Below are 26,827 nucleotides of genomic sequence, written 5' to 3'. Positions count from 1 at the left end.
GTGTTGCTACTCGTCGAGTCCGTCCGAAGGCGACACCCACACGGTCTTCTCGTTCGTGAACTCGCGGATTCCGTTCGCGGCGAGTTCGCGCCCGTACCCGGAGTTCTTGATGCCGCCGAACGGGAGTCTCGGGTGCGACTGCACGATCTCGTTGACGAACGTACAGCCCGCTTCGAACGCCTCCGCGATGCGTTCGCCGCGGTCGAGATCCTGCGTCCAGACGCTGGCACCCAGGCCGTAATCGGAGTCGTTCGCGAGTTCGATGGCCTCGGCTTCGTCCTCGACGCGGAAGAGCGAAGCGACGGGACCGAACAGTTCGTCGCAGGCGGCGGGACTCCCGTCCGGCACGTCCTCCAGGACCGTCGGCTCGAAGAAGTACCCCGGCCGGTCGAGCGTCTCGCCGCCGGTCAGCACCGTGGCACCGGCGTCGATGGTCTCCCGGACCTGCGTCTCGAGGGTGTCGAGTAAGTCCGCTCGCGAGATCGGGCCGACGTCCGTCGCCTCGTCGGTCGGATCGCCGACGGTTAGTGATTCCATCTCGCGGACGAAGCCGTCGCGGAACTCCTCGTAGACGTCGTCGACGACGATGAAGCGTTTCGAGGCGACGCAGGCCTGTCCGTTGTTGTTCACGCGGGCCTGGGCGGCCACCTCGCACGCTCGGTCGAGCTGGGCGTCGTCGAGGACGACGAACGGGTCGCTCCCGCCGAGTTCGAGGACGGTCGGTTTGAGGTGTCTGCCGGCGGTCTCCGCGACGGCACGCCCCGCACCGACGCTCCCGGTGAGCGTCGCGGCCGCGACTCTGTCGTCAGCGACGACGTCGTGTATCGTCTCGGTGTCGATGAGGAGCGTCGTGAAGACGCCGTCGGGGAAGCCGGCGTCAGCGAGCACCTGTTCGACGGCCTTTGCACACCCGGTGACGTTCGGTGCATGACTCAGGATCATCGTGTTCCCGGCGGCCAGCGTGGGTGCCGCGACGCGGAGGACCTGCCAGAACGGATAGTTCCACGGCATCACCGCCATCAGGGGCCCGAGGGGGTCGTAGGACACCTTCGTGCGCGCTTGGGGGTGGACGCCGACGCGTTCGTCCTGGAGGAACTCGGCTGCGCGTTCGGCGTAGAACTCACAGACCCACGCGCATTTCTCGATCTCGGCGCGAGCCTGCTCGATGGGTTTGCCCATCTCTCGGGTCATCAGCGTGGCGTACTCCTCCTCGTTCTCTCGGAGGACGTCGGCGATGGACGCAACGAGCGCTTGCCGCTCGGTGATCGGGCGGTCCCGCCACGATTCGAAGCGGTCAGCTGCACGCTGGACGTGGTTCTCGACCGTCTCGTCGTCGTGTTCGCTGTACGTCTCGATGGGTTCGCCTGTAGTTGGATTGACTGTCTGCATTACGGTGTGGTGTGTCTGTCTCGGTGGACTTGTCGGTTCGCGACGGGTCGCGTTTCGACGCTACGTCGGGTGGGACGCGACTGCGCAGTCGACGCGTGCAACGCTGTGGATGGCACGCCAGGGAGCGTCCCTCGGGCACCCGAGCCACCAGCTATCGGCTCCTGTTGGTTGGGGTTCGGGCGACCCGTTCGTCTCGTTTCTACCCAGCGGAAGGTTGCCTCGGAGCCGCTTAATTCTTGCTACCGTCTCGTGTACTGCCACGACTCGAATCGGGACCAGCTCAGAGCACGCGTAGCCGGGAAAATCGAGGGGTTTGAAAGAACGTGCGGACGCCGACATCCCGAGCGACTCGCCGATGGTGGAACGGTCGCGGGTTGTCGCGGACGAGAAACAGGTCACCGTCGAGGCGTAGTCGCTGACGAGCCCGGCGAAGGACGCACGAATTCCGGGGCCACGGGGAGATGGATACACAGTTTTCGTATCTGGGATACACAATAAGGTTTTTACAGCCGGTTTTCGATAGGTTACGTGAGAGAACCACATGCCCAGCGCCGTCTTCGATAGCAGCGAGTACGACAGGCGACTCGAGCGAACGAAAGAACGGATGGCGGAGCGCGGACTCGACGCGCTGTTCGTCAGCGATCCCGCGAACATGAACTACCTCACCGGCTACGACGGGTGGTCGTTCTACGTCCACCAGGGCGTCGTCGTCACACAGGACCGCGACGAGCCGGTGTGGGTCGGTCGCGACATGGACGCGAACGGCTGCCGCGCGACGACCTCGCTCTCCGAGGAGAGCATCCGTCCCTACAGCGACGACCACGTGCAGTCGCCCCACGACCTCCACCCGATGGACTTCGTGGCGACCGTGCTCGACGACCTCGGCGTCTCCGACGGGGACATCGGGCTGGAGATGGACGCCTACTACTTCACGGCGAAGTCCTACACGCGCCTCCAGCAGAACCTCCCCGAGGCGTCGTTCGAAGACACGACGCTCCTCGTCAACTGGGTCCGCATCAAGAAGTCCGACGCGGAACTCGAGTACATGCGCGAGGCGGCTCGCATCTCCGAGAACGCGATGCAGGCCGGGCTCGACGCCATCGAGGAGGGCGTCCCCGAGTACGAGGCCGCCGAGGCCATCTACTCGCAACTCATCAATGGGACGGCTGACTACGGGGGAGACTACCCCTCCATCGTCCCGCTGATGCCCTCGGGCGACCACACCGGGACCCCCCATCTCACCTGGACGGACGAGGAGTTCCGGGACGGCGACCCGGTCATCATCGAGCTGTCGGGTTGTCGACACCGCTACCACTCGCCGCTCGCCCGGACCACGTACGTGGGCGAGCCGCCCCAGGAGATGCAGGACCGCGCCGAGATCGTCGTCGAGGGGATCGAGGCGGCGCTGGACGCGGCCGAGCCGGGCGTGACCGCCGAGTCGGTCGAGAAGGCGTGGCGCGACACCATCGCGAAGTACGACCTCGAGAAGGAGGACCGCATCGGCTACTCCATGGGCCTGGGCTACCCGCCGGACTGGGGTGAGCACACCGCGAGCCTGCGGCCGGGCGACGAGACGGTCCTGGAGGAGAACATGACCTTCCACATGATTCCGGGACTCTGGTTCGACGACTTCGGCGTCGAACTGAGCGAGACCTTCGTCGTCACCTCGGACGGCGCCGAAACGCTGGCGGACTTCCCTCGCCGCCTCTTCAAAGCCTGACGATGTCGAAGACGACACACGACGACATGGACGGACCGGACGAATCGAACGGTGAAGCGGTTCCCGACGGCGAGGGGACCGAACCGGAGACCGCGCTGGCGACCGCCCGCCGACAGCTTGAGCGGGCCGCCGCCAACGTCGACGTCGACGCCGGCGTCATCACGCGATTGCGGCACCCGACCAAGCTCCAGCAGGTGTCCGTCCCGCTTCGCCGCGACGACGGGTCGCTGGAGGTCTTCACGGGGTACCGGGCCCAGCACGACGACGTCCGCGGCCCGTACAAGGGCGGCCTGCGCTACCATCCGGAGGTGAACGCGGACGAGTGCATCGGGCTCTCGATGTGGATGACCTGGAAGTGCGCCGTCATGGACCTGCCCTTCGGTGGCGGCAAGGGTGGCATCGCGGTCGACCCGAAGGACCTCTCGGAGGACGAGCGCGAGCGCCTCACCCGTCGCTTCGCCGAGGAGCTGCGCGACGTCGTGGGACCGACCCAGGACGTCCCGGCGCCGGACATGGGTACCGGCCCGCAGGAGATGGCGTGGTTCATGGACGCCTACTCGATGCAGGAGGGCGAGACGACGCCCGGTGTGGTCACGGGGAAACCGCCGGTCATCGGCGGGTCGTACGGTCGCGAGGAGGCACCCGGGCGCTCCGTCGCGATCGTCACGCGCGAGGCGATCGACTACTACGACTGGGACATCGAGGACACCACGGTCGCCGTACAGGGCTTCGGATCGGTCGGGGCCAACGCGGCGCGCCTGCTCGACGACTGGGGTGCGGACGTCGTCGCCGTCTCCGACGTCGACGGCGCCATCTACGACCCCGATGGCCTCGACACCCAGGACGTCGAGGGCCACGACGAACGGCCCGGGATGGTCTCGGGCTACGACGCGCCGGAAACGCTCTCGAACGCGGACCTCCTCGAACTCGACGTCGACGTGCTCATCCCGGCCGCCGTCGGCGAGGTCATCACGACCGACAACGTCGACGCCATCCAGGCGGACATGATCGTCGAGGGCGCGAACGGCCCGACCACCTTCGCGGCCGACACCGTCCTCGGTGAGAAGGGCGTCCCGGTCATCCCGGACGTGCTCGCGAACGCGGGCGGCGTCACCGTCTCGTACTTCGAGTGGCTGCAGGACATCAATCGGCGCAAGTGGTCGCTGGAGCGCGTCCACGAGGAGCTCGAGCAGGAGATGCTGGAGGCGTGGGAGGCGGTGCGGACGCAGGTCGACGAACAGGACCTGACGTGGCGCGACGCCGCGCTGACGGTCGCACTGTCGCGAATCGGCAACGCGAAGGAGACCCGCGGGCTCTGGCCCTGAGGCCGGGGTTCGACCGCGGGGAGTTTCTGTTTCGACGGACCGCTCAGTGCTCGAGAGCAGCGTCGAGCTTCTCGACTGGATGGGGCGGCTCCGGGGCGTCCCCGTCGCGGTCGCCGAGCTGGGTCCGACAGGAGGCACCGGGGGCGACCACGGTGTCGCCCTCGCTCTCGTCGACCTGTTCGAAGAGGATGTCACCGATGGCCTTGCTCATCGAGTAGTGCTCTGCCTCGTAGCCGAAGCTCCCGGCCATCCCGCAGCAGCCGGAGTCCAGCGGGTCGACCCGGTAGCCCGCCCGGCGCAGCACGCCGACCGCGTGATGGTCCTTCCGCGTCGCCTTCTGGTGGCAGTGGCCGTGGTACGTGAGGTGCTCGTCGGTCGCATCGGTCGCATCGGTCGCATCGGTCGCGTCGGTCGCGTCGGTCGCGTCGGTCGCGTCGGTCGCGTCGGTCGGGAGGTCGGCGACGAGTCGCTCGCTGTCGAGGTACTCCATGACGCCGTAGGTGTTCGCCGCGACGGCCTCGGCTGCCCGGGCGGTGACGCCGTGGTCGCCGTCACCGAGCAGGTCGAGGTAATCGGACTGGAGCATCACCGCGTCGGAGGGTTCGACCAGGACGACGTCCCAGCCGGCGTCGACGCGCGGCGCCAGCGTGTCGACGTTCGTCGCGGCGCGCTCGCGAGAGCGGTCGAGGAATCCCTTCGAGTGAGCGGGGCGGCCGGTCGAGGTGACGTCGTCGGGGATGGCGACGTGGATCTGGGCGGCTTCGAGGACCCTGACCGCGGCCTTGCCAGCGTCCGGGTGGTTGTAGTTCGTGTACGTGTCGGGGAACAGCAGCACCTTCCCCTCGGCTTCGGACGCCGAGACGCGACAGCCACCGCGGGACTCGAACCAGTCCTCCAGCGACTCCCGGTGGAAGTCGGGCAGGTCGCGCTCGCCGGCGATGCCGAGGACCGTCTCGGTGACGAGGTCGGCCCCCGGCACCTGCGCCGCCCAGTTCGAGAACGGGGCCAGCGCGGAGCCGACCGCGTTGAGGCGGTCGACCTCCGCGAAGAGCCGGTCGCGGAGGCTCGCACCCTCTTGCTGGTGGTGGGCGTGTTCGACCTCGGCCTTGAGCTTCGCCATGTCGACCTCGCTCGGGCAGTCGTGCTTGCAGCCCTTGCAGCCGACGCAGAGGTCCATCACCTCGCGCATGAACTCGACGTCGTCGGCGTCGTCGCCGAGGTCGCCGCTCATCGCCTGCCGGAGCATGTTCGCCCGCCCTCGGGTCGAGAGGCTCTCCTCCTCCGCGGCGCGATAGGTCGGACACATCACGCCACCGCGGGTGTCCTGTTTCCCGCGACAACCGGCACAGCCGTGACAGAGTTCGGCCATCCCCTGGAAGCCGTTCTCCTCGGGCCAGTCGAGTTGCGGGTCGAACGACGGCTCGAACTCGTAGTCGGGGTCGAACCGGAGGTTCTCGGTCATCTGGACGGTGCGGGCGCGGGCCGGTGCGTCGGCGTCGTCTCGCCCGACGACCTGCCCCGGGTTGAGCAACCAGTCCGGGTCGAACGCGGTCTTGAGGTCCTGGAAGGCCGCCCAGAGTCGGTCGCCGTACAGCTTCCGGTTCCACTGCGAGCGCGCCCGACCGTCGCCGTGTTCGCCGGAGACCGAGCCGCCGACTTCCGTGACGAAGTCGGTTATCTCGTCGGCGATGGTCTCGAACGAGTCCAGTCCCTCGGCCGTCTTCGTGTTCACGAGGGGGCGGACGTGGAGGACCCCAGGGCCGGCGTGCGCGTAGAAACTGGTGTTGGCGTCGTGGTCGTCGATGACCTCGCGGAAGTACTCGACGTACTCCGGGAGCCGTTCAGCGGGGACGCTGCAGTCCTCGATGAACGAGATGTGCTTCTCGTCGGTGGTCCGCGAGAGGAGGATGGGCGCGGCGGCCTTACGCATCTTCCAGAGCCCGGCGCGCGCCTCGGCGTCGTGGGCCTCCAGCGCGCTGAAAGCACGAGCGTCCGGGGCGGTCTCGACGCCCTCGCCGGGGTCCACCTCGGGGGTGACCGAGGGGACGCGGGCGCCGAGCAGGTCCGCGACCTGCTGGCGGCCGTGCTCGTCGGAGTCGGCGTAGAACTCCACGAGCAGTGCGCCCCTGGTCCCGTCGGGGAGCGAGGCCGCGACGTCGTGGAACTCCGCGGTGTCCAGCGCCAGGTCGATGAGCACGTCGTCGATGAGTTCGACCGCGGCCGGGTCGTGTTCGAGGATGGGTGCGACGTCCGCGGCGGCGTCGAAGACGTCCTCGTAGGTGAGCAGCGCGACCGCCTTCGTCTCCGGGACCGCCTCGAGCGAGACGGTGGCCTCGGTGACGACGGCGAGGGTCCCTTCGCTCCCCGCGAGCAGCCGCGCGAGATTGACGGTTCCCGGTTCGCTCTCGGGGTCGATACCGGTCCCGTCGGCGGTCGGCCGCTCGCCTCGGGCCTCGTCGACCAACACGTCGAGGTTGTAGCCGGAGACGTTGCGCTTCAGGTCCGGGTAGCGGTCGTCGACCGCGTCGGCCTCCTCGTCGAGGACGCGGACGACCTCGGCGTAGATCCGCGGGAGCAGCGGACTCGGGGGGCCGTCACTGCCCCACGCCTCGCTCTCGGGGTCGGCTTTCTCGCGTAGGTCCGCGACCGAAATCTGTCCGAACCGGTGGACCGTCCCGTCGGCGAGGACTACCTCCGCCGCCTCGACGTAGTGGTCGGTCTTGCCGTACACGAGCGAGTGCGCACCCGTCGAGTTGTTCCCGATGGCGCCCCCCAGGACGCTCCGGTCACCGGCGGCCGGGTCGGGGCCGAACGTCAGTCCGTGCTCTGCCGCCGCCGCGTTCAGGTCGGCGAGGATGGTCCCCGCCTGCGCTGTGGCGGTCGCCGCGTCGGGGTCGAGCGCCTGGACCTCGTCCATGTACCGCGAGAGGTCGAGGACGACAGCCTCGTTGACGGCCTGCCCCGCGAGACTCGTCCCGCCGCCGCGTGGTAACACGGGAATCTCGCGGTCGGCGCAGTAGGAGACGACGCTGGCGACGTCGTCGGTCGAGCGCGGCATGACGACGCCGATTGGCGTCACCTCGTAGGCCGAGGCGTCGGTCGCGTAGAGCTGCCGGGTGTACTCGTCGAACCGCACGTCGCCCGCCACTCGTTCCTGGAGGTCGGCGACGAGGTCGGGTCGGTCGACGTCGCCGGCGCTGTACTCGTAGTCCGCACGCGGGTCGTCGGCCGGGTCCTGCGTCGCCATCTGTGATCAGTGCTGTCCGGGGGCGAGGACCTGGTTCTGGAGCTGTCCGCCCTCGTCGAGGCGGGCGAGGTTCTCAGCGACGATGTCGGCGAGGCGGTCCCAGTGCTTCGGGGTGTGGCCGCCGGTGTGGGGCGTGATGAGGCAGTTCTCCAGGTCCCACAGCGGGTGCTCGGCCGGGAGCGGCTCGGGCTCGGTCACGTCGAGCGCGGCCCCGCGGATCTTGTTGGACTGCAGCGCCGACACCAGCGCGTCGGTGTCGACGATGCCGCCCCGGGCGGTGTTGACGAGCACGGCGTCGGTCCGCATGGTCGCGAGGGCGTCCTCGTCGACGAGGTCACGGGTCAGGTCGTTGAGGGGGCAGGCGACGACGACGTAGTCGCTCCGGGCGAGGGCGTCGTGGACGTCCTCGTCGTCGAACCCGAGCACCTCGTCGGTCGGGCCGCCCTTCGAGGGCGTGTACCGGATGCCGATGGTGTCGACCTCGAAGCCATCGAGGCGCTGAACGACGGCCTGGCCGATGGAGCCCAGTCCGACGACCGTGACCGTGCTGTCGGTGAACTCGCTGGACTGGAAGTGCCGCCACTCGGAGCGCCGTTTGCGCCGCCAGCCCTCGTGCAGGCGACGTGCGAAGACGAGCATGTTCCCGATGGCCTGCTCGGCGATGCCGGGCGCGTGGATGCCGCCGGCGTTGGTGACCGCGACCCCGTGTTCTTCGAGGGCGTCCATGGGGACGTGGTCGGTCCCGGCGAAGGTGCACGCGAACAGTTCGAGGCGTTCGGCCCGCGAGAGTAGGTCCTCCTCGATGGTGATGCCGGTGACGACCCGCGCGTCCGGGACGAGTTCGCGCTCCTGTTTCGGCGTCCGCGCCAGGGTGACGGTGCGGTCGGGCAGGCGGTCGCTGAGCGTCTCGGCGTACGATTCCATCGATAGGCCTTCCGTCCCCTCGCGGAGGACGACGATGTCTGTCTCTGTCATGGGTGGGCTGGCCGCGCCGGCGGCGCTCGCTCGGCCGCGAGACCGATACTCGGTCCTCCGGCGCGCGTATGAATCACCCAAGGCAAGGGTTCACCTTAGTCCTTTGTGTATCCGTTGTCCACGGATATCGTTTATCGTTAAGTGCGTGGAGATTGGTAGTGTTGCACATGGCCCAGTCTGTCAGCACCCGACTAGCGGAGCTGCGTCGCGACTTCCACCGCTTCCCCGAACCGGGGTGGTGCGAGTTCCACACGACCGCGAGGCTCGTCGCGGAGCTGCGCGACATCGGCGTCGACGAGCTCGCCGTCGGCGCCGACGCGTACGACCCCGACGACAGGATGGCCGTCCCGGACGAGGAGACGCTGGACGAGTGGTACCAGCGTGCCCTCGACCGCGGGGCGGACCCTGACGTCCTGGAACGGCTTCGCGGTGGGACCACCGGCGCCGTCGCGGTCCTGGAGCAGGGCGAGGGACCGACGGTCGGCCTGCGCGTCGACATCGACGGGTTGTACATCGAGGAGTCCGACGACCCGGGACACGTGCCGGCCGACGAGGCGTTCCGGTCCGAGACGGGCGAGACCATGCACGCCTGCGGCCACGACACCCACATGACGTGGGGGCTCGCCACCCTCGCGGCCATCAAGGAGAGCGACTTCTCCGGTCGCCTGGTCGTGTTCTTCCAGCCCGCCGAGGAGATATCCGGCGGGGGCGCACCGATGGCGAAGAGCGAGTACGCCGCCGGCATCGACTACCTGTTCGCGGTCCACGTCGGTCTCGACCACCCGACCGGGGAGGTCGTCGCCGGTATCGAGAAGCCGCTCGCGATGTGCCACGTCGACGTCGAGATCGAGGGCGAGTCCGCCCACGCCGCCCAGTCGCCCCAGGAGGGAGCGAACGCCATCCAGGCGCTCGGAACCGCCATCGAGAACGTCTACGGCATCCCGCGGCACGCCGACGGGATGACTCGCGTCAACGTCGGCCGGGTCGAGGGCGGGACCGCGAGCAACGTCATCGCGGAAGACGTCGAGGCCATCGCGGAGGCCCGCGGCGAGACGACCGAGCTGATGGAGTACGCGAAGGACGAACTCCGGACGCGCTTCGAGACCGCCGCCGAGATGCACGGCTGCGAGGCCGACGTCGACGTGGTGAGCGAGAGCCCGCGCGCAGATAGCGACCCGGAGCTCGTCGACGTCGTGAGCGAGGTCGCCGAGGGCGTCTCGAGCGTCGACCGCGTCGTCCGGACCGCGGACTTCGGCGCGAGCGAGGACGCGACGTTCCTCATGGAGCGCGTCCAGGAGGACGGCGGCCTCGCGTGTTACAGCATCGTCGGCACCGACCACCCGACCGCCCACCACACGCCGACGTTCGACGTGGACGAGCGGAGCCTCTCGACGGGCGTCGAGGTACTCACGGACACCATCCTCGCCGTCGCGGAGGACGGTCCATGACGCAGGGGCGAGAGGAGGACGTCGCGGGCGAGCCGATGCCCGGCACCGACGCCGTCCCTGCCGCCGCCGAGGTCGCCACGCTCGCGGACGTCGAGGGCGCCCACGACCGCCTCCGCGACGTGGTCCATCGAACGCCGCTGGACAGCTCCCGGACCATCGCCGAGCGGTGCGGCGCGGCCCACGTCGACCTGAAGCTGGAGAACATGCAGCGCACGGGCTCGTTCAAGATCCGCGGCGCCTACAACGCGATGGCGCAGCTCCCGGAGGACGTCCGGGAGCGCGGCGTCGTCGCCGCAAGCGCCGGGAACCACGCTCAGGGCGTCGCGCTCGCCGGCCAGTTGCTCGGCATCGACACCACCATCGTCGTCCCCGAGATAACGCCGGCGGCGAAGATCGCGGCGACGCGGGGCTACGGCGCCGAGGTCGTCGTCGAAGGACCAATCTACGAGGACGCCTACGAGTACGCGCTCGAGCTCGCCGACGAACACGGCCTCGAGTTCGTTCACCCGTTCGACGACGCCGACGTCATCGCCGGCCAGGGTACCGTCGGGCTCGAGATCCTGGACGAGGCCCCTGACGTGGACACCGTCCTCGTCTCCATCGGCGGCGGCGGCCTGATATCCGGGATTGGGACCGTCCTGAAGGCCCACGACGAGGACATTCGTGTCGTGGGCGTCCAGCCAGAGGGGGCGGCCCACGCGAAGCCGTCGCTGGCGGCCGACGAGATACGGATGCTCTCCGAGATAGACACGGTCGCGGAGGGGATCGCGGACGCACGCCTGCTGGAGCAGACGTTCGCGGTCGTCCGCGAGCGCGTGGACGACGTGGTCGCGGTCAGCGACGCCGACCTGACCGTGGCGACGACGCTGCTCGCCGAGCGGGCGAAGACTGTCGTCGAGACCGCGGGCGCGGCCCCCGTCGCGGCTCTCCTCTCCGGCGCGGTCGACGTCGATGGGGAACACGTCGCAGCCGTCGTCTCCGGGGGCAACGTCGACCTCACCGAACACGCAGAACTGACGCGGGCCGGCCTGCAGGAACTCGACCGATACGTCGAGGCCCGCCTCCACCTCGACGACTGGCCGCGGTCGCTCGGCGCGGTCGCGGAGACCGTCGACTCGGGAGGCGCCGAACTCGACGTGGTCGAACGGGCGCGACGCACCGCAGCCGACCCGCCGAACCGCGTCCCGGTATCGGTCGGGCTCGCGGGCAGCGGTGCCAGCCACCTCCGCGACGTCTTGGCCGAACTGGCGAGTCTGGAAGCGGTGGCGATCGGCGGGCTCTCGCTGGACGACTGAGGACGGAGCGGGTTCTCTTCTCGCGGGGCCGTTCAAGCAACCGCCTGGGTCGCGACCGCGTCCATCGCCTCGCAGAACAGACTCGTGCCGAGCTCGATCTCGCGTTCGGTGGAGTCGAGCGGCGGGAGCAGGCGGATGGTCTTCTTCCCGCAGCCGAGCGTCAGCAAGCCGCGTTCAAGGGCGGCCTCGACGACGGCGTCGCGGCGCTCGGCGGTGTCGAACTCGACCGCGAGCATGAGTCCCTTCCCGCGGACGTCGACCACGTGGTCCGGCGCGTCGTCGCGGATGCGCTCTTTCGCCTGCCGGCCGCGCTCTGTCGCGTTGTCGAGCAGGTCGTACTCGTCGATGGCCTCCAGCGTGAGCGCGCCCTGCATCGACGCGAGCAGGTCGCCGCCGCCGAAGGTGGATCCGAGTCGGTTCTTCTCGTCCGGGAAGATCTCCGACCGGGAGATGGTGGCGCCGACGCGGAGTCCCTTCGCGCTCGCGATGACGTCCGGCTCGATCGGGTAGTGGTCGGCGGCCCACATCTCGCCGGTCCGCCCGACTCCGGCCTGTATCTCGTCGACGACGAGCGGGATGTCGTACTCGTCGCAGACGTCGCCGACCTCGGCCATGAACTCGTCGCTGGGGAAGCGGTAGCCGCCGACGCCCTGGATGGGTTCGAGGATGGCGAAGGCGACCTCGTCGGGGTTGACGTGCCCGCCCTCGGGCGAGAGCGAGTTCCGGAACCGGGAGCCGTCGCGCTCGAAGAAGCCGCAGTCGCAACTACCGGTCGAACAGCCGCGGTCCTCGCAGAACGGGACCGTCTGGATGCCCGCGACCTCGGGGTAGTGACGCGTGTACACCTCCTTGGACTTCGTGAGCGAGAGCGTCCCGAGGGTGCGTCCGTGGAAGCTCCCCTCGAAGGCGTAGCCGTACTTCGCGGGCGGCTGGTGGTCGTGGGTTATCTTCATCGCGTTCTCGACGGCCTCCGCGCCGGAGTTCGAGAGGAAGACGGTGTCCATTCCGTACTGCGAGGAGACGTCCGTCAACTGGTCCATGAGGTGACTCGACCCCGGGAACTCGGCGGTCTCCGGGTCCGAGCCGGTGCCGAAGTACATGTCCTGGCCTGCGATCTTCATCGGCTCGACCAGGTCGAACTCGCGCAACTTCGAGAGGACCTTCTCGTTGTTGTACCCGAGCGGCGCGGCCCCGATGTGGCAGGTGAAGTCGAGCAGGACGTTCCCGTCGACGTCCGTGACGAACGGGCCGTCGGCTTCGGCTGTCACGTCCCAGACGAACTCGTGGGAGTACTCGCTCGGTGCGGCGTTCTCGGCGTGGAGGTCGATCCACTTCTCGGCGTTGGGCCCGGGCAGCGCTGCTGGGTCGGGCTCCGCGGAATCTCTATCCATACACAACAATCGTTGATGGCATACATTAAAACTTGTTATGGGACTGCTCTCGTGGGAGCTTCCCGGTGCGTGCCGCGCGAGAAAGGAGACCGAAACGGTGCCGCGAGGTCAGTCGTCGTCCGTCACGGCGGCATTGCCCGCTTGTTGCTTCTTCTCCTCGGGCCGACCGAAGAGGTTCGTCCGTTCCTGCAGGAGGACGCTCCCGTAGTCCCGCTGGAAGCTCCGGATGAGCCCGAGCATCGTGACCACGCAGATGAACGCGAACGGCGCGCCGGTGACGATCGCCGCGTACTGCAGCGCCTGCACACCTCCGACGACCATCAGGATGGACGCGACCGCACCCTGAAGCAGCGCCCAGAAGATGCGGTTGATCGACGAGGGCTCCTCTTTCCCGCCGCTGGTCATCATCGCGACGGCCAGCGTCGAGGAGTCCGCGGAGGTGACGAAGAACGTCGTCACGAGCACGAGGAACGCGAACAGGAGCAGCGGTCCCACGACGGGGAGGTTCCCGAACAGGACGTAGCCGGAGACGGCCTCGCCGTACTCGGAGATGGGACCGAGGATGCTCGCCGAGCCGCTGTTCTGCATGAGGACGCCGGCGCCGCCGACGATGGCGAACCACGGGATGGTCGCCAGCGAGGTCGCTCCGATACCGGCGAACGCCACCTCCCGGACGCTCCGACCGCGGGAGATGCGGGCGATGAACAGGCCGGCGAACGGCGACCACGCGAGGGGCCACAGCCAGTAGAACACCGTCCAGATGTTGACCCACTTCTGCGTCTGCGTGGCGGCGGCCTGCGTGTACAGGCTCATCTCGAAGAAGTTCCCGATGTAGCCACCGACGGCTTGGGTCCCAAGCTCGAGGATGCGCAGGGTCGGACCGAAGACGAGGGTCGCGACCATCAGGAGCAGGAACATCACCATGTTGAAGTTCGACAGGCGGCGGATGCCCTTGTCGACCCCGAGCACGAGGGAGGTGGTGAAGATGACGACCATGCCGGTGATGACCAGGATGGTCCCGATGTCACCGAGCTGGATGCCCCACTGGAAGTCGAGGCCGGTGATGAACTGGCTCCCGATGAACCCCAGGGAGGTGGCGACGCCGCCGAGCGTCGCGAACACCGCGGCTATGTCCACGGACTTGCCGAGGATACCGTCGACGTTGTCCGCGCCGATGATCGGCGTCAGGACCGCTGACACGCGCAGGGGCGCGTCGTAGTTGTAGACGAAGTAGCCGATGCCCAGCCCCATCACGGTGAAGCAGGACCACTGGATGACGCTCCAGTGGAAGATGGAGTACTGGACGGCGATCGGCATCGCCGCGGCACTCTGCGCCTCGGCGCCGAACAGCGGCGGGACCGAGGAGTAGTGGAACATGGCTTCGGCCGGGCCCCAGAACACGATACCCGCGGCCAGGCCGGCCGAGTACATCATCGCGAAGTACGAGAAGTAACTGTACTCAGGCTTCTCGTCTCCCAGCGTGAGCTTCCCCCACGGGCCGAAGATGACGAACGCCAGGAACAGGACGAACGACAGCATCGCGATGAGGAAGAACCAGTTGAACGTGGAGAGGATCCAGAGCCGGATGCCGTTGACCAGCTCGAGCGAGGCGTCCGGCCGGAGGCTGAACGCGACCACGAAGAGGATGGTTATCGCCGCGCCGAACGCGAAGATTGTCGGTTCGATCTCGTCGAGGAACTCCGACACTGCTCCGTCAGAGGTACTCACGGCCGAACACCCCCGGTCGTTGCGCCCCTCCGGGCACGCCAACCACTCCGATCGGTGGTGGCGGCCGGGTCGGGCCGAGGGAGAGTCCTTAGCTGTGCGCTACGACGACCGTCGCGTTCGTTAGGTGTGGTGGAGCCCATCGTGTGTGTGCAGTGGAGGGTGGCTGTGCTACGCGGTGCCGTACCACGGTAAAGAACTATATCCAGCATAAATCTTTCGATTGTTGGTAACGTCGGCTACGGTTTCTGTGTATCCGGGGCGCTGTCCCGCCGGGCACTCGGGTAACCGAACCCGGGCACAGCGGGAGGACCGCTCGAACGGGCAGTCGAAACCGCGTCTTCACGACGGCGCGTCGCGCAAGTACACGGGAACTGTAGACAGATCGGCGGTTCCAGCGCCACCTGCGTGAAACGCCGCCCGAACGCGCCAGTTCTCGTAAGGTTTAATCGAACGCGTAAACAGGTTCTGTATATGAACGAACACGGCGACCGCGCGGACGACGACCCGGCCCTCACCTACTCGGCTGACCGAGGCCGGGGTATCCTCACCCCGAGCGACCGCGAGTACCTCCTCGGGCGCAAGACCGACTACACCGAGCACTCCAAGAAGCAGAAACGCAATCGCATCCGGCGCCGCCTTCGTAACGCCATCCTCGACTTCACAATCCTGTTCGAGTGTCTCGAGGAACGCGACCGAGAGACAGTGTTCAACCCGAACGCCACGGACCGCGAAGCCTACACGCAGGGCATCACGGACATGCTCGCGTTCCTCCACCTCGGAACGATGGGCTACTACACCCCGTTCAAGGACATGCTCGCCGAAGGGGTCAACAAGGCCGAGCAGGAACTGGCGGGTTCCGACTACCGGATGGTGACGGTGGACTTCAACGTCGAGCCGGTCGGCCAGATCGACGTCGATACCGTCATCGGGAAACTGGAGGACGGCGAGTTCGAACAGCTCACCGACGAGGAACTCCAGGCGTTCGTCAGGCTCCTCGCGGAATCCGAGGACTTCTCCGCAGCGGACCTCCGCTCGGAGATGAAGGCACAGATGTCGGCGTTCGTCGAGAAGGTCGACGCGGCGAACCGCCGTCGCGACGAGCGCGTCGAGGAACAGAACGACTGAACCGGTTCCGGCCGTTTCTCCCGGTGTCAGCCGAGGTGAGCGATGGCGTCCATCTCGACGCGCACGTCACCCGGCAGGCGCGAGACCTCGACGCAAACCCTGGCTGGCGGCGTCTCGCCGAACCGGGCCCCGTAGGCCTCGTTGACCCGGTCGTAATCGTCCAGGTCGGCGACGTAGACGGTAACCTTCACGACGTCGTCGAGGCCGTCGCCGCCGGCCTCGTCCACGACCGCCGCGATGTTGTCGAGGACCCGGTCGGTCTGGACCTCGAGATCGCCCTCGACGTCTTCCATAGTGCCGGGGTCGACGGGGCCATAGCCGGAAACGTACAGCGTGTCGCCAGCCCGGACGCCCTGCGAATACGGATTGTCGTTGCGCGGTGCGTCGTCCGTGATGACTCGGTCTGCGGGCATGGGATGGGGTGGGTGCTTTGGTCGAGTCGCTGTCAGTGTTGGTCGGTGACCTCGTCGATGCCCTCGACGATGACGTCCAGCGCTGTCTCGGCGAGCTCGTGCGTGAGGACGAGCGGCGGGAGCAGGCGCAGGACGTTGCCGTGCCGCCCGGCCTTCCAGACGAGGACGCCGTGCTCGAAGCAGTAGTCCTGCAGTTCGTCCGCCGCCTCGTCGTCGGGGCTACCGTCCTCGTCGACGAACTCCGCGCCGATGAACAGGCCCTTCCCACGGACCTCAACGATGCGGGGGTTCGCTTCGGCGGCTTCCTCCAACCGGTCGCGGATGTACCCGCCGAGGTCGCGGGCGTGAGCGAGCAGGTCGTGCTCCTGGATGTACTCGATGGCGCGGGTGCCGGCGCGCATGCCGACGACGTGGCCGCGGTAGGTCCCGGCGTGGTCACCGGAGCCCCAGGTGTCGAGTTCCTCGTCGTAGATCGTCGCCGAGAGCGGGAAGCCGGTCCCGCCGAGCGCCTTCGCCGTGGTCATCACGTCCGGGGTAACGTCGTAGCACTCGCTGGCCCACCACTGGCCGGAGCGACCGAGGCCGCTCTGAATCTCGTCGAAGACCAGGGGGACGTCGTTGTCGTCGGCGATGTCGCGAAGCCCCTGCAGGAAGCCCTTCGGCGGGGCGACGACACCGCCCTCGCCCTGGATGGGCTCGACGAAGATGCCGGCCGGGTTCGCGAACCCGCCGTAGGGGTCGTCGAAGATAGCCTTGACCTCCTCGAGGGAGTGCTCGACCGCCTCGGGCGGTGACTTCTCCATCTCGACCGGGTTGGGGTACGGGGCGTGGGTCACGTCCGGCAGGAGCGGCGTGTAGTCGCCCTTGAAGTCCTTGTTCCCCGTGATGCTCATCGCGCCACTGGTCGCTCCGTGGTACGCGCCGCGGAACGCGACGAGTCCGGTGCCGCCGGTGTTGTACTTCGCGAGCTTGATGGCGGCCTCGATGGCGTCACTCCCGGTCGGGCCCCCGAAGACGACCTTGTTGTTGCCCTGTAGACTCCCCGGTGCGATTTCGTCCAGTTTCTCGATGAGTTCGAGCCGTGCCTCGGTCGGGAAGTCGACCGTGTGGACGTACTTGTCGGTCTGTTCGTGGACGGCCTCCAGCACGTAGGGGTTCGAGTGCCCGACGTTCATCACGCCGATGCCCGCGAACATATCGATGAACGTGTTCCCGTCGGCATCTCGGACGGTCGCTCCTTTCCCGTCCTCGAGAGCGATCGGGATGTCTTCTGGGTACGCGACCGCGCTGCTGTCGATGCGCTGTTGCTTCTCGATGAGTCGCTGCGAGTTCGGTCCCGGGACCGACTCGACAGATGGTGCGTCGTCGAAGTGTAGCTCGTGTATCGGTGGACCTGCGCCCATATCCCAACCCATGTGAAACCACTATAAATAACTTGTCCACACTTCCCATGGAAGACGTACACAGAAACTGTTCCCGTTCGGACGCGCGCGCGACGACAGTTGACCGGTCCGTGCGCTGGGTGTGTCCCGGATAGACACTGGCAGCACCAGCATGGGTTCGACCGGGGCGACGAAACCCCTCCACCCGACGCCGACCAGCTCGACGGGCTCGGGCCCACTGGCGGAGTACGGCGACCGTCTTGGCTGAACAGACGAAGGTCGGGGTCTCACCGACGCGGTACCCGCCCGAGACTTGTCACGTCGCCAGGGGTCAGTCGTCGTCGTCCGAACTCGCTCGATTTTCGTACATCTCCTCGATACCGTTCTCGAACCGTTCGACCGCCCGTTCCAGCAGTTCGATCTGCGTCGTCTTCGTCTCGTCGTCGACCACGTAGGCCGGGCCGCTCAGGTTGAGCGACCCGTACACTTCACCCAGCGGTGACTTCACCGCCATCCCCAGCGCCCAGAATCCGTCGATGGCCTCCCCACGATTCTCCGCGTACCCCTGCTCGCGCACCTGTTCGAGTTCCCCGAACAGTTCTTCCTCGGTAGTGATTGACTGGTCCGTCGCCGCCGGGAGTCCCCACCGGTCGAGGATGGCACGGACCCGATCGTCGGTGTACTCGGCGATTATCGCCTTGCCGGAGGCGGTGGTGTGCACGTGGAACGGGCTCCCGTCGATGAGGAAGTGCGGTGAGTTCGCGAACTCGAGGTCGCCGTACAGCGACACGATCCGGCCGTGTTCTTCCACCGCGAAGTCCACCTCCATCGACGACTCTTCGCTCAGCCAGGAGACGACCTCCGTTGCGATGCGGTAGTAGTCCTTCCGCGTTCGCACGTAGTCGCCGAGGTGGGCGAACTTCGCCCCGAGGTGGTACCGGTTGTCGACGTTCACGACGTAGCCGTACTCCGCCAGCGTCGTGAGGTGGGTGTGCACCGTGCTCTTCGCGAGACCTGTGGCCGCCGTCAGGTCCGCCATCGACGCCCCCTCGAGTTCGAGGATGTGGTCGATGAGCGATAGCGATACTGCGGTGGTCTTGAGCCCGCCAGCCGTGTCGTGGTCGCCCATGCTCGGGGACATGAGATGCGGGCTAATAGATTTACGCCTGACGCTCCCGAGACCGTGAGTCATCCGCCTGGAAACCGTCAAATGGCGGTTGTGAGGCGGAAGAAACGGTCTGCCAAGGGTTCCGCAGCGTCGGACGTTTATCACGATAGTCCCTTGCGAGTAGTTGTCACACATAGGCTCAGCGTTGTTTCGCCACGAGAGCCAGATGAAATCATCTCAATTCTTCCGGCCGATCCCGATTTTCTTCTTACGAGTTCGGTCTCCGTGGATGAACTCAGGCGCAGTCGATACTGAGAGGGGTCAACACGGTCTGAATCTCCGGAATACTGGTACGACCCTCGAACTATTCCGGAGAGACGAACGTTCAAGTATCAAACCCACGTTGAACGATCATTATACTCTGCTACTTTCCGGTGTAACACCGTCCGCGCCGTGGTTCTCCCCAGCTCGATGGTAGTACCGACGTGCACCCGAGCGACTCGAACGCGGTCCGACGTAGTGTGTTACATGGATATGACTGTAACGACAGAGGAACATGGCAACAGGTTCAGCACCGAACCCGAATTCGTTGACCGGAACACAACGACTTGACAGAGTCCTCGTTCACGACATCGATACCGACGATAGCATCGGCGGCGACGCCGTCAATCGACACGTCCTATCGCTGCCACAGGGGAGCGATCCAGACCCACAGGCCCGGTACCGCCGACGTCTAGAAGTACGCGCACCCTCCAGCCCAACGATCGAGTCTGCTCGAACACATCCTCACATATTCCTGAGCGGTCTCTTGTCCACCCATCTTCGTGAGTATTAGATACTGCACGTTCGAGCGACTCGTCGGTGTCAGGTCGATCGTGCCGCCGAAGGTCGTACCACTTGCCTAGCCCATATTGCGAGACACCGAGCTGTACGTGAGAGCTACAACTGGCCACTTCCTTGGCTATATTCACCTCTACGTTGTCGACGGCATCCTGAAGGTCTTTGACGGACGTCTCGTCGAGGTGGTCCACCAACCACTCCAAGGCCCGACGTACAAACCTGTCAATCGTACACTATACTCTGGTATCTCAAGACACTGCGCACTAGTTGGGAAATTCGTTGAATCTGTTGGAAGGGCTTCTTGATGTCACCTGAGTCACCGACTGAACTCCGTGGGGTTGCTCTCCCAGAGGAGAAACCTGTTCAGTACCGCCAGAATTCGGCCACTATTTCTGATTCTAACGATAGTTGCGGCCAAAAGAATTCAAACGGCTGCTGAGGCGTCGAGCCGCAGCAGACTATAGCAAAGTTTAGAGCTAGAACTGGGCGATTCTCTGGGACTCAGGGAAGGACACAACTTCGGAGGATGGCTTTTGATGCGTGCCTTCTATTCTTTAGAATCTACCGTGTAACCAGCCACTCGTCGAGTTCGACCTTACTTCCAGTCCAAACAACAGTTCGGCTTGGACGTTGTAAAATGCTCAATCACCCAGCACAAGCCTCACTCTCCTTATTCTGTGGTTTCGAATTCAAAGCGTGCTCCACCGTCGATGCCGTCGGAGACAGCCAGTTCCCACCCGTGAGCTTCCACGATTCGTTTGACAATGGTCAGGCCGAAGCCGGTGCCACCACTATCTGATGAATGCCCTGGTTCGAACACGGCGTCGCGCTCGTCGGTTGGAATTCCTGGACCGTCGTCCTCGACGTAGATTTCTCGTTCGCCGTGGCGTCCGACGCGGACCGACACGTCGTGGATCGTGTTGCCCTGGCGCGCCAGCGTCAACGTGTCTTCGACGATCGCTTCGATTCGGTCGAGCGATTCCAGTAATGGTTCCAGGTGTTCGCTCTCTGCTTGTTCGGCGAGGATCGTCGCCCGTGCCTCGGCGACGTTCAGCGGGTTGCGCAAGTCGTGTGAGATGACGCTCGCAAACTCGTCGGGGCGTTCGTTTTGCTGTCGTAGCTGTCGCTCCCGCTCCACGCACTCAGTCACGTTCCGAGTGATACCCACGAGTTGCGTGATCTCACCATCGGAGGCGACCGGTGCGAGTTTCGTCTGCCAGAAGCGCGCGCCCTCGGCGAGCTCTCGAGTCTCCGCCTCGTTGCCTTCCGTGTCGTAATGTCTCGACTGCTCAACAGAACGCCGTCGATGACGCCGTCGTCAAGGCGATTTCGTATCGTGGCTTCGATCCACCGCCAGGACCCTTTGGCGTCCCGGAACCTGACCTCGACGCTCTCAGCGTTCGACCCGTCCTCGAGCACGGATTCCATCGCTTCAGCGTTCCGGTCCTGGTTGTCGGAATGCACGAACCCGTACCCCTGATGACCAATCAAATCCTCGGGCTCGTACCCCAACACTCGCGTGATTGCGGGACTCACATAGGTGATGGTGCCGTCGGAATCGACGACCGTTGCGAGGTCATTCACCTCCTCCACGATCGTCCGATACCACTCGGTGTCGCGTTCCTTCGGTTTCTCAGGGGTCGTACGGTCTTCCATTGGTGACTGAACGGGCAGTCTCTACAATAAGGATAGTGCCGCGGGTCAGGTCTGAACCGTATGACTGCAGTGAGACGCCTGGCACGAGTCGTTCGACCGTCACGACTCGCGCCCGAACGTCAGTCCGGTGTGGTTCTCGGAACCTCCACGTCGAGGTGCGTGGCGAACCAGCTCTGGAGGAGTTCGGACAGCACCGCAGCAAACGCGGTCTCGTCGCTCCAGATGGCAGTCTCGGCCGGTGCGCCGGGAACTCTGTCGTTTCCGCGGACGCTCAGGAGTAAACTATGGTTGTCGACCGAGAGCGCTCGCCCGGACTGCTCGCGCGGTGGCTGGAGTCGCTCCGGGAACCGGACCGTCTGGACAGCGTCACGGAACGCGTCGAAGTCGCCGTCGCGACTGACGCATGTGACGTCGACCTGCGCGCTCGAACGCTCGTTCAACACGTCGATGGTCTCGGCCGTGAGTGCGTCGCCGCTGCAGGCGTAGAGCAGGTTCGACTCCGCGTTCGATGCGAGGCTGCGGACTCGTGCTTCGATTTGGTCCGCTCCGGCTCTGTTGAAATCCTCAGCCGCTGGTAGTTTACTGAGGCCATGCTGAATACAGACTGCGCACTATTCAATAGAGTATTCCGACTTCTTGACGGAGACTTTATGTCGCTTTGGACGAGTTGATTTTGCATGGGTAAGACGGTCTCCCGCTTCCCGCGTCCATCGGCCAGTAGCGTCGAACGTTCCCTTGCGGTTCTCTTGGTGAGCCTACTCGGATTATACGCCCTTGGGACACTTCTGAGCGACTTTATGCCAGCACTCAACATGGCAGGTGTGGTTGCAGTTCAGTTCGCGGTCGTGGTCGCAGGTGTCTTTCCTATCGCTGTCCTTGGACACGCTCTGTATAGTCGAGTCCGTACTGGAACTGCCACGCCACGTCGTATCGAAATTTTCAGCTCACTTGTCGCGCTTAGTTGTTTGGGTACTGCACTCTGGCTCACGATTGGTTCAACCTCCAGTCTCGTCACACCGCTGTTAACGATCTCGTATGGTGTATTACTCGTTCTCGCGGGTCTCGTGACTGTCAGATAATACTCTGGATTGAACAGTGTGTGAAAACCATCTTTACCGCTCATAGTGACCGGTCGATATTATGAACAAGACAGGCAATAGTGAGTTCACGGAATTGCTTCCACCAGAGTCGTGACCGGACGAATGCGCCATATTTCCGTTTGAGGCGAGAGTTCACTGTCTCGTTCTGACTACGCTGACCGTAGAGATCGGCGTCCAACCGTGAGTTCCACGCCTTGTGGAGCGGCGAAAATTCCCGATGTTTGATGACCGGACGAACATCATCTCCACGGGCTAACGCGCGAATCTTTTGGTCGTCATATCCCTTGTCACCGAGGAGAATCGCTACTTGTTCGGTATTCCGCTTGATGAGCGACGGTGCGATTTGTGAGTCGTGTTTTCGTGTCGTCGTCACGTGTAAGTCGATGATTGCGTTCACTCTCGTGTCCACGAGAAGTGTAACTTTCAACTGCTGAATCGTCAGCTTCGTTCGCTTGGTGTAGTGCTTCGAGGCGTGACTCCGGTCAAAACCGGAGGCGTCGATTCCGACGACACCGTTGGTCGGGAGGAGTGTGATCGAGAGGTTGAGCAGGACGCGCCAAACCGCCATATCAAGCCGGTTGAACGCTTTACACAGCGTCGAGGGAGACGGGAGTTCCTCAAGGCCGATGGCGCTTCGAATCCGGGGCATCTCGATGAGTTCGTCGAGAAGCGTTCGGTACGTCGTATTTTTCCGAACCTTGAGACAGAGCAAGACGATGTGTTGATGAAGTGTGTACCGCCGTTTCGAGAATTTCGAGGAGTAACGAGCGACGGCTCGCCGAGCCAAGTGTATCGCTTGCTCAACGAACCGGAGTAACCGCGACTTCGGGAGGGCTTCCATCTGGTCAGACTACGAGGCGAACCTGTAACTCTCTGAGGATTTCAACAGAGCCTCACAGACTATTCTGAGATTACGATCACTGGTACGAGCCCGCTGAGCGCGAATTCCAATAGCACGCATACGCAGGCAAACGAGTCGAGAAACGACATCCAGGACGGGGCCGAAGACTTCGACGGCGACAAGGTCCCGACACGTATCGAGACGAGCGCCGGGACAAATCCGTTCGCGGTCGATACGGACAACGATTCGCTCAGTGACTTCGACGAGCTCACCCGTCCGTACCTCAACGCGTCGAACGAGGATTCAGACCAGGATGGTGTTCTCGACCCACAGGACGACTATGATGCAGACGGACTCTCGGTGAAGTCCGAGATCGCTCACAACTCGAGTCTGTTCCTCGTCGATTCAGACGGGGATGGTCTCAACGACTCACGAGAAGTGCTCTCGTTGGGAACGAACCCGGCGAACCCTGACACCGATGGAGATTCGATCGACGATGCGGCTGAACTCGAAATCGGCAGCGATCCAACCAAGGCGGACACAGATGGCGACGGGGTCCCAGACGCTGAGGAGACGTATCGGACGAAACACCGTGCTGGGAATACCACGGCCTCAGTAACCATCGAAGGGGCTGGGAACGCGAGTGCTGGCGTCAATGTCTCCCATAAGACCGGGAATTACGGAAATAACTCGCTGAATCAAACTGCAGTCGTCGAGATCTCGGGAACCGATACGTCCGCGTCGACGCACGTCACGTTCGATATACCTTCGGATGACGAGGGTCAGAGTCTTTCGTTGTCGTCGACGAAATCGAAGACTGCCACGTCGAGGTATTCGATCTTCGTCTACGATCCCTCGACGCCGGACCTCTGGCAGTCGGTCCCGACGACGGTCAGCGATGGGAAGGTGATGGGGACTGTCGAGACAGATGGACTGGTTACGGTCTTCGACATGTCCGAGTATCGGGACGCGACGACGGTCCACCTGGACCGTCCAGCAATGGGGTCGAAGGAAATTGAATGCGAGGGTTCCTGTTCCATCGAAGACGGCAAGCTCGTGGTCGGGGATCCTGACGAGAGCGATTCAGTGTCGACGTTTGGTCTAGGTGACGGTGACGGCAACGACGATACGGACGGCGACGGATTCCTGAACAATCAGGACGACTGCCCAGAGCAATACGCGCCGAATTCGGATGACGGTTGTCCGGAAACGACAACCACGACTCCCCCGACCACGACAACCACACAGACAACGACCCAATCAACGACGACCACGGAAGGGGGTACCGGAAGTGGCACGTCCACTGAACAGCCATCCGAAACCACGACCTCTGATGGCAGTGGGGGAGGAGATGACTCCGACGGCTCAGTCGACTCCACCGCGACCTACGAGTACCATGTCGACAGTTCGAAGGCCACCGTCCAGCTCCGCTTCGACTATGAGGTATCTGGCTTGGACACCCGTGATCCACCGACGATCTTCATCTATAGTCTCGACTCCGATGAATATGCGAGCGTTCCACTGACCAAGAGATCGGGGGTGTTCAAACGCGACCTGACGAGCAACTTCGCCGGTGAAACTGTCGCCGTCGCGGTCGATGCTCCGGATGACACTGTCGTCACAGCTAACTCGCAGTTGGTAAACGACACTGATGGAGACCTGATCTGGGACTACGTCGAAAAACAGTACACCGTCCCAATTCCATGGGAGGGGGATCGCTCTAGCATGGACCCAATGATTGCTGATAGCGACTGGGACGGCCTCGAGGACTCTGAAGAGGTCTCCATCGACATCGATAGCAATGGGTTCGTTTCTGCAAAAGCGTACACGGACCCTGCTGACCCAGACTCAGATGACGACGGATTGAATGACTACGAAGAGATCGACGTTCTCGGAAGCGATCCTCGGAATGCTGACTTCGATGATGACGGATACCTTGATGGGTATGACCCCCAAATTTTCACCGAAAGCAACCCCCCTCAAATCTCGGGTCTCTCATCGGACAACTTCAAGAAGGGAGTGACCTTCTACGTCTACGACGAATCGTCGATATCGATCTCCGGCAACGGATATTATAATAATTATGTCGGGTCGGGATGGACGACGGGGGAGACCTCTGTAACTAAACTCGGAGAGGGATTCGGAGAATCGGGCGAGTATCGAGTCTCATTTGATGGAACAGGAACTCTTGATGAACGCCCCGATAAGTACTGGATCAATGTCTCCGACACTTACGGGAACTCGCGCCAGATTCTGGTGGAGCCAACTGGCACTGATCACTTCGGTCCGGCAAAGAAGGCTCTAATATCGAAGGGGGGTGCTGCCATAGCTGGCAGTGTAGTAAATCCAACTAATCCCCGCAATGTTGTCAGAAATGTCGGGTCTCTAATCAGTACCTCGACTGCTCTGTCTGTCGCATCCGTCGGTGGCGTCGCCTATTACCTCTACGCCGTAGATTACACCGCTGACGACGCAAATACGGTCCGAAAGCGTGGCGCGGAAGTGGTGGATCACTATTACATGAGCGGACAAGCAAGGCCGGTCATTCTGTCGAGCGGATTCTATGCGACAACTGATGGCGTCGAGCGAGGGTATGGGTGGGAGTATATTTCCGAGACGACTTCTGTTACACAGGATCAACTTGAAGACATTCTACAGAATCCGGATCGAGTTATCCGGAAAAGTGGAGAAAAAAGAAAAATAATCAAAGAGCTTCCTGGTGGAAAGCTGATAGTAGTTACCCTCATCGGTGATATGGTTCTTCGGGCTGCTGAACAACATGAGTCAGTCGAGGGGCCCTGTGGAAACACTGTGGTTATCGATAAAACGAATACCCACCCCGTTGACGATCGGAAGCCAATTGATAAGTGGGATACAGTACTAGATAGCATTGAGACCGCAAAACAAGTTTGGCGGGGCAGTGCGAGTGGTGATCCTTACCTATTCTACATTTCTCAACTCAGTTCTGGAGGGTGGGTAATCATCAAAGTAGGCCCCAAAGGGGTTCGAGACCTTGCAAAATGGGTTGTAAGCACGACGCTGAATAACGAAGGTATGTATGATTCCTTAGACGAGGCTGTTAACAAGATGGAAAACCGAGATGGTGTAGAGAGAATCGATGAAGACTGCTAATACCGTACGTGATCATCAAGCCAACGCGGAAACGGCCCTTTCGGAGTCTGACTACGGGCTAGCAGGCCATCATTTCTCTCTTGCGGCTTATGGTGCTCGAGCCCAGTGCGACTATCCAAATCCGGCTACGATTATCCCACACGAGTTGGGCCAATCGATGTGCTATTTCCAGTGTTCTGCTCTCGCTTTTGAACTCCATTCTAACGAAACGCGAGCAGAGAATCAGGTCAATATCGCGAAATTAGTGCTTAAAGATGCATCTGAGTCATTGTTGGTTGGAAATGCGCTTCAGGGGTTCGCGGAGGAGACCAGAGCAGACCTGAATATTCTCATCGGTAACATAGAGGAGGCAGAGAGTGCTTTTGATGCAGCACTCCGTTATTACAAAAAGGAATCAGATCCTGCATACGCGTGGTTCGCTGAACCGCTCTTCGAATGGGAAATTGCGTTCTTTAGAGCAATTTGCTCCGAAACCGATATCGAATTCTCCCAACGTGAGACGACCCAACTGCTCGGCAATTACAAAGCTCGAATCATGATGAAGCGCAAGCATTTCGAAGAAGCGTTAGCTTCAATTAGAGATTCGGGTTCGTATTCAACCCGTCTCCAATCTCCGTCGTGAGCTAGTTACCCATCAGATGCTTATTCGGAAAACCATCTGAGATATGACTGAGAGGCTCTGTTGAAATCCCATTGTTTCGATACCTTTCCA

At 63.6% G+C, this 26,827-nt stretch carries 19 protein-coding genes; 7 read left to right on the top strand and 12 right to left on the bottom strand.

Annotated elements, in window-relative coordinates:
• Positions 1-6 precede the first annotated feature (6 nt).
• Entirely contained in the window at positions 7-1,389 is a 1,383-nt protein-coding gene (locus VYJ16_RS19230; protein ID WP_336351940.1) for an NAD-dependent succinate-semialdehyde dehydrogenase, read from the bottom strand.
• A 541-nt stretch (positions 1,390-1,930) separates the two neighbouring features.
• Between VYJ16_RS19230 and VYJ16_RS19225 the strand changes: the two genes are divergently transcribed.
• Entirely contained in the window at positions 1,931-3,109 is a 1,179-nt protein-coding gene (locus tag VYJ16_RS19225) for a M24 family metallopeptidase (protein ID WP_336351939.1), read from the top strand.
• Positions 3,110-3,135: 26 nt separating this feature from the next.
• Complete coding sequence (gene gdhB / locus VYJ16_RS19220; RefSeq protein WP_336351938.1) at positions 3,136-4,434, top strand: glutamate dehydrogenase GdhB; 1,299 nt, start codon at positions 3,136-3,138, stop codon at positions 4,432-4,434.
• 43 nt (positions 4,435-4,477) lie between these two features.
• On the opposite strand, the gene VYJ16_RS19215 is transcribed toward gdhB, so the two are convergent.
• Both VYJ16_RS19215 and VYJ16_RS19210 read right to left on the bottom strand, forming a co-directional pair.
• The gene (locus VYJ16_RS19215; protein ID WP_336351937.1) at positions 4,478-7,681 is read right to left on the bottom strand and encodes an FAD-binding and (Fe-S)-binding domain-containing protein; all 3,204 of its coding nucleotides are present in this window, start codon (positions 7,679-7,681) and stop codon (positions 4,478-4,480) included.
• Between the two features lie 6 nt (positions 7,682-7,687).
• A complete protein-coding gene (locus VYJ16_RS19210) occupies positions 7,688-8,656 on the bottom strand; it encodes a D-2-hydroxyacid dehydrogenase (protein WP_336351936.1) in 969 nt (322 codons plus the stop codon).
• 167 nt (positions 8,657-8,823) lie between these two features.
• On the opposite strand from VYJ16_RS19210, the gene VYJ16_RS19205 reads away from it, so the two are divergent.
• Both VYJ16_RS19205 and ilvA read left to right on the top strand, forming a co-directional pair.
• On the top strand, positions 8,824-10,104 hold the full coding sequence (locus VYJ16_RS19205; RefSeq protein WP_336351935.1) for an amidohydrolase: 1,281 nt from the start codon (positions 8,824-8,826) through the stop codon (positions 10,102-10,104).
• A 35-nt stretch (positions 10,105-10,139) separates the two neighbouring features.
• Complete coding sequence (ilvA, locus tag VYJ16_RS19200; RefSeq protein WP_379762816.1) at positions 10,140-11,399, top strand: threonine ammonia-lyase; 1,260 nt, start codon at positions 10,140-10,142, stop codon at positions 11,397-11,399.
• Between the two features lie 32 nt (positions 11,400-11,431).
• Here ilvA and VYJ16_RS19195 read toward each other — a convergent pair whose 3' ends face one another.
• Both VYJ16_RS19195 and VYJ16_RS19190 read right to left on the bottom strand, forming a co-directional pair.
• Positions 11,432-12,790, bottom strand: coding sequence for an aminotransferase class III-fold pyridoxal phosphate-dependent enzyme (locus VYJ16_RS19195; RefSeq protein WP_336351933.1), 1,359 nt, complete (start codon positions 12,788-12,790; stop codon positions 11,432-11,434).
• Between the two features lie 108 nt (positions 12,791-12,898).
• The gene (locus tag VYJ16_RS19190) at positions 12,899-14,518 is read right to left on the bottom strand and encodes a BCCT family transporter (protein WP_336351932.1); all 1,620 of its coding nucleotides are present in this window, start codon (positions 14,516-14,518) and stop codon (positions 12,899-12,901) included.
• A gap of 471 nt (positions 14,519-14,989) precedes the next feature.
• Between VYJ16_RS19190 and VYJ16_RS19185 the strand changes: the two genes are divergently transcribed.
• Positions 14,990-15,643 carry a DUF8102 family protein gene (locus VYJ16_RS19185; RefSeq protein WP_336351931.1) on the top strand — a complete coding sequence of 218 codons (654 nt, stop codon included), beginning with the start codon at positions 14,990-14,992 and terminating at the stop codon, positions 15,641-15,643.
• Between the two features lie 26 nt (positions 15,644-15,669).
• Here VYJ16_RS19185 and VYJ16_RS19180 read toward each other — a convergent pair whose 3' ends face one another.
• From VYJ16_RS19180 to VYJ16_RS19150, 7 genes are all read right to left on the bottom strand, one after another.
• On the bottom strand, positions 15,670-16,056 hold the full coding sequence (locus VYJ16_RS19180; RefSeq protein WP_336351930.1) for a Rid family detoxifying hydrolase: 387 nt from the start codon (positions 16,054-16,056) through the stop codon (positions 15,670-15,672).
• A gap of 32 nt (positions 16,057-16,088) precedes the next feature.
• Positions 16,089-17,459: an aspartate aminotransferase family protein gene (locus VYJ16_RS19175; RefSeq protein ID WP_336351929.1), complete on the bottom strand. Its 1,371-nt coding sequence runs from the start codon at positions 17,457-17,459 to the stop codon at positions 16,089-16,091.
• Between the two features lie 310 nt (positions 17,460-17,769).
• Positions 17,770-18,567: an IclR family transcriptional regulator gene (locus tag VYJ16_RS19170; RefSeq protein WP_336351928.1), complete on the bottom strand. Its 798-nt coding sequence runs from the start codon at positions 18,565-18,567 to the stop codon at positions 17,770-17,772.
• Positions 18,568-20,056: 1,489 nt separating this feature from the next.
• Positions 20,057-20,536 carry a sensor histidine kinase gene (locus tag VYJ16_RS19165; RefSeq protein ID WP_336351927.1) on the bottom strand — a complete coding sequence of 160 codons (480 nt, stop codon included), beginning with the start codon at positions 20,534-20,536 and terminating at the stop codon, positions 20,057-20,059.
• Entirely contained in the window at positions 20,533-21,042 is a 510-nt protein-coding gene (locus VYJ16_RS19160) for a PAS domain S-box protein (RefSeq protein WP_336351926.1), read from the bottom strand. The genes VYJ16_RS19165 and VYJ16_RS19160 overlap by 4 nt, the downstream gene beginning before the upstream one ends.
• Positions 21,043-21,161: 119 nt before the next feature.
• Entirely contained in the window at positions 21,162-21,485 is a 324-nt protein-coding gene (locus VYJ16_RS19155; RefSeq protein WP_336351925.1) for a hypothetical protein, read from the bottom strand.
• 676 nt (positions 21,486-22,161) lie between these two features.
• Positions 22,162-22,983 carry an IS5 family transposase gene (locus VYJ16_RS19150; RefSeq protein ID WP_336351924.1) on the bottom strand — a complete coding sequence of 274 codons (822 nt, stop codon included), beginning with the start codon at positions 22,981-22,983 and terminating at the stop codon, positions 22,162-22,164.
• A gap of 360 nt (positions 22,984-23,343) precedes the next feature.
• Between VYJ16_RS19150 and VYJ16_RS19145 the strand changes: the two genes are divergently transcribed.
• Positions 23,344-26,115: a hypothetical protein gene (locus VYJ16_RS19145; RefSeq protein ID WP_336351923.1), complete on the top strand. Its 2,772-nt coding sequence runs from the start codon at positions 23,344-23,346 to the stop codon at positions 26,113-26,115.
• Positions 26,102-26,737, top strand: a complete 636-nt coding sequence (locus tag VYJ16_RS19140; RefSeq protein ID WP_336351922.1) for a hypothetical protein — start codon at positions 26,102-26,104, stop codon at positions 26,735-26,737. Before VYJ16_RS19145 ends, VYJ16_RS19140 begins: the two co-directional genes overlap by 14 nt.
• Positions 26,738-26,827 lie beyond the last annotated feature (90 nt).

The organism is Halorubellus litoreus, assembly GCF_037081675.1.
GTDB lineage: Archaea > Halobacteriota > Halobacteria > Halobacteriales > Natrialbaceae > Halorubellus > Halorubellus litoreus.
This window is presented reverse-complemented; position numbering and strand designations above follow the sequence as displayed.